Raw genomic sequence first — 4,602 nt, 5'->3', positions numbered from 1 at the left:
GCGCCTCGCGCGACTGCGATCTCGTTTCGGCGATATGTGGGCAATACGTGATTTTTCAAGAACACAATTACCGACTCAATAGGATACGATGCAATTATGATTGCGCCCTCCCCTGAAGCAAGGTTGAGACTCACCCTGCCTCATGTACTATAGGCCGCCAGTGCAGCACGTCTCGTCATCGGCGGGAAGACATGCCACGAGCCGTCACCATGCCGGAAAAACACTATGGATCGCGTGCCGGTGAGGTGGTCGCACTCAACGCGTACGAATCGGTTTTGGCAATCACGCATTCGCCCAATGCATACGATCCGCGGCGGATTTGCCACGGCTGGCGCCAGCCATTTGTCCACCATCGACCGCAATGATCTCTCTGCCCCCATGCTTCCTCCAATTTTCGGAGCGTTCGAGCAAAGTCGGCAAATGTTGCTGCTCCGTCGTTTCATCCTAAGCGATGCAATCAAACTCTGCATTCAGATGGTGATGAAAGCCCACTAAGTCGCCCCTGATTCGACTGCCGGAAAATCCTTACACGGAAACACACAGTGACACTGGCATATCCAATGCCAGACCACCTCAAATCTGAAATGTGACACCTTGCCATCCGATAAGGTGTCTAGGATGACAAGAACGAAGTACCAGCTACTGCAACGTGAGGAACGTTTGCGCATTGGAAAGGCAAGGAAAGTCAGTCAAAGCGACAGGTTTGCAAATTGCGCAAAACCATCCCCAACGGCATCAACACCTATCCGCGATCTGAACTGTGCCACCAACTTGTAGCCCTTGGCCGCAAGTACCTTCCGCCGAGCTTGCGCTGTACCGACTGGAGCGAGCAGATTTTCCATATGTTTACTGTTCAATAATTTTGCGGGATGTTTAACTTCGCTCGTGAAACCGCCTCGGCTATTCCGGCATGAAACCATGCTTAATTGCATAGCGGATCAGTGCGGCGTTGTTCTGCATGCCCAGTTTCTGCATCAACCGCATCTTGTGTGTGCTGATCGTCTTGGCGCTTAGCGATAGTGCCTCCGCGATTTCGTTAATGGTCTGCCCAGAAGCAATCCGCTGAAATACCTGGAATTCTCTATCCGAAAGCACATCATGCGCGGGAGCATCGGTACCACGCTGCTCGAAGACCATGGCATCGACCAGCGCTGGATCAATGAACCTCCCACCCGCGGCGAGCTTCCGGATGGCGCCAAGTAAGATCTCTGGATCGCTGTCCTTTGTCACATAACCCCATGCCCCAGCACGCAACGCGCGCGACGCGACCTGCGCCTCGTTGTGCATACTAAGTATCAGAATGGCGAGGCCAGGCCATTCGGCCCGTACGCGTCGGATCAGGTCAATGCCATTGATGCCTGGCATTGTCATATCAAGCAGAAGCAGTCCGAATTCACCGGTGCGCAACTGCTCCAGCACAGCGCCCCCTTCCGCGGCTTCGCCCGCTACCACGACATCTGTGGCGGTAGCCACAATCTGTTTCAGACCACTGCGAACAATAGCATGGTCGTCCGCAATCAGAACTCGGATTATGTTTGATTCTCTGAGGCGCATATTCCTAAAAATATTTTTGTCGGTGCGGCAATCGCCGTCGATGTTTAGGCAGCGGGCCAGAGAGATGCTTGCCGTTCTTCAACGCCCGGTCGGCTTCCCTCGCTACCCCCCCGTCACGCAGCGGGGCGCTGCGCATGGGTCATGCCAGAGATCGAAGCCACATTTCCATCCGCCGATCGACGCGAATATGGAAATGACGCCGTATTACACGGCTCCCCTCACCTTGGCGCAGGGAAACAAGGAGGTTGTGCAACAGCCACCTAGCATCGGCATGCACGACCTACAAAGAACAGGAATACTAACGTGCCTTTGCTTTCGCAGACCACTAGCTGATCGATCTCTGCCAAAACTCCAGAAGAGAGAACCACAATCGAGGACCTACGCTAAAGAAGAAAACAGAGTCTACCAAACAGGGCAGCTAAAGTGAACGAAAAGGCCCGGGAAGGCACCCCAGATGACCATTTACCGCCAAGCTTAAAATTTGTCAAGCAAAAAAGATCGAGTTACTCGGGTTGCCGGCAACGCGTCTTCGCTTAAGAGAGGTTATGCTATGCACCATCCCGATACAACAAAGATTAACTACGGACCCAAGCAAGAAATTATTTCCCATCCAAGTTTCTGGGTGGCGCGAAGGATATAACCGTTCGAGATATTGAAGCTCCGTCGATGGCCATGGGACCTCACATCAGCTTTTGTCCCAGAAAGACGTTATGTCAAGCTCGAGTAGGGGGCGCAGTCCTGATGCCACAGGGAGCCCTCTGTTACTTCACAATACTTAAATCAGACGCATTGGTTTTGAGCCATGCCAAACGAACTGGAACGCATCCGGCGAGAAGTTGCACGGGCGGATCGGTGCACCTCACCGAAGCCGCACCTCGTCCGGACATTTCTCGAGCCTCATCTGGCACCTATATCTTCAACGCTAGTAAAGTCCTCGACGTTGGCATTCTTTGCATCATGGCTTCGACGCATGGTTCCATGACCCCCGCCTTCATGAGGATAACCTTCATGTTGATGTACATGTTTATGGTCTCATGGCAGTACTCGACAAAAATGCGAAGTGCTAACTAGGTGGTTAATCCAGACGAATTTTGCCTGAAGCTGACGGCTGTTTCCATGCATTCCGCAAATTGTACGTATAGAGACCTGATGCAAGGCCATATCGAACACCGTAGCGGGGCCGACCTTGAGCCTTGGCATGCCGGCGTAGAGACGAAGCTCTCGGTCAAGCTCCCAGTTTCTCCTGCGTTACATGCCAAATCCGCATTGGCCGTATACAACGCAGTTTGGTCGCGATGAATTCCGCTCGCGATCCGATTCACGCAACCCTATCCGCTACACGCAAGTTTATCGGCAGGGGAAAACCCTATTGGGCTCAGAGGGATCTGGTGATAGTTGTCAATCCTTTCGTACATACAGTTTGGAGGCGGCTAAGCATCTGCCTAAGGATGCCATTGTGACTTTCCGTCCGTGTGGCAGGCTGCGCTCCATTACGAATGCTTCATCGGAGGACAACACCGCGACGCCGCAACTCGGCAGCAAGCATCATTTACCGTCTACGCGGAAGGCATGGCGGCGGGACGCAGTATAGTTCATGCCACCATGGTAAAGCCGCTAACCAAGGAGAAGGACTTCAACATTAATTTCATTCATATAAACATGAATAAATATCTACCGAACTCTTGGTTTGATCGGCCGTCAATTCATCTCGGCCTTAAAATTTAAGCGACACATATATTCGCAATAGAAGCCCGTCAGGTTTGATGTCATCTCTTCCCAACCAGGAACCACTACATATGAAACCAAGCAAGTCGCCTTGGATTATCGTTGTTATTACGTCACTGGCAATTGTTTCCCTGACGCCTGTAACGACGCGCGCATTTTCCGTAACGCCCGCCTACGGGGGCTCCACCTTCAATGCTGTCAGTCAATGGGCCGCAGCAATTGGTTATGCCGTCATCTGGCAACCGCGAACGGCCAACGGCATGGTCGACTTCGCGGCGCCATCATGTGAAGTGCCCGGGGATTTCAATGATGCTGTGAGGGCCCTTGTAAGCGGCGCGGCGTATGGACGCACCAACGCCTATTGTGTTCCGCCGTCGGAGTTTCGACTAGAAGCGATTGTTGACGACCGGATGCGCCTAGTCTACGTCGTTGGACAGCCTACCGGAAGGCGCTGCATGGTGCCGTAACTCTAGATTCCATGAATGAAGGAAGGTCGGTAACGCACGCGAAGCGTTCCTAAAAGAAAGTGCCCCCATTCACCCTGGAGTACGTCATGCCCCAACCCACATCAGTCATCTATGCCCGGAGAAGATGTATTGGCAGTGGCCTTGGAGCTATCGAGCGGCGCTTGGAAAATCGCCCTGCTCGACTTCAAACGGGAGAAGCTTGCGATCCAGACCGTAGTCTGCAAAAGTTCCGGCACACCGCTTGGATGAAGCAATGCAAGCGACGAGAAAATCAAAACGAAATGGGGACTTGGCCCTGGCGTGCGCACTGTCGTATTGTACGAAGCTGGTCAGGACAGCTTCTGGATCGAGCAAGCGCTATCAAGGCTGGGATACAAAGAAAGGGGGAGTCGTGATCTTCGATCGGCAGCATCCCCTGGAACGGCACGCGCGGCGAACGTGACCGCATGCACGTGATTCGCCGTACCGGCGGTGCGCGAGCGGGGCGAACTTCAAAAGGAAGCGCTACAGCACCGTGACCGGATCCGCAAGCTACTGTGAAGTGGGTTGCTGGCAAAAGGTCGAAGGCGATATCGCAAAGCGACTAGCAAAGGAAGAAATCTACTGCTACGACGGCGCGGCAATTCCTGCGTAGTTGCATGCGCGGCTTGCCCGCGGGAGTGTCAGCGCCTAGCCTTAGTCCAGCAGCAACTCGCTGCACTGAAAGAAGACTTGGTTAGAGGCAATGCCGGAATCCGCACAAAAGCGCATTGCCGAGCCGGCGCGCGTCAAGGTAGATGCGCCTCATTCATGCAGCCAGGCGTTGGTTTTCGGCGCCTGGCTTGATACCGGTGGGCACGGCAATCTCGCGCTCTGG

3 protein-coding genes are annotated in these 4,602 nt (G+C 53.7%); 2 read left to right on the top strand and 1 reads right to left on the bottom strand.

Translation table 11 applies throughout. The features are described 5' to 3' along the window. Positions 1-297 precede the first annotated feature (297 nt). Positions 298-495, top strand: coding sequence for a hypothetical protein (locus J8I82_RS37245; RefSeq protein WP_209765580.1), 198 nt, complete (start codon positions 298-300; stop codon positions 493-495). A 405-nt stretch (positions 496-900) separates the two neighbouring features. Here the strand turns inward: J8I82_RS37245 and J8I82_RS37240 are convergent, their stop codons facing one another. Further along, the gene (locus J8I82_RS37240; RefSeq protein ID WP_209765584.1) at positions 901-1,533 is read right to left on the bottom strand and encodes a response regulator; all 633 of its coding nucleotides are present in this window, start codon (positions 1,531-1,533) and stop codon (positions 901-903) included. A gap of 1,817 nt (positions 1,534-3,350) precedes the next feature. Here J8I82_RS37240 and J8I82_RS38905 point away from each other — a divergent pair. Beyond that, positions 3,351-3,746 (top strand): hypothetical protein, encoded by a 396-nt coding sequence (locus J8I82_RS38905; protein ID WP_245180639.1) that lies wholly within the window; start codon positions 3,351-3,353, stop codon positions 3,744-3,746. The last annotated feature ends 856 nt before the right edge of the window (positions 3,747-4,602 follow it).

Origin of the sequence: Cupriavidus consociatus, assembly GCF_017814975.1 — a bacterium.
In the GTDB taxonomy this organism is placed as follows: Bacteria; Pseudomonadota; Gammaproteobacteria; order Burkholderiales; family Burkholderiaceae; genus Cupriavidus; species Cupriavidus consociatus.
This window is presented reverse-complemented; position numbering and strand designations above follow the sequence as displayed.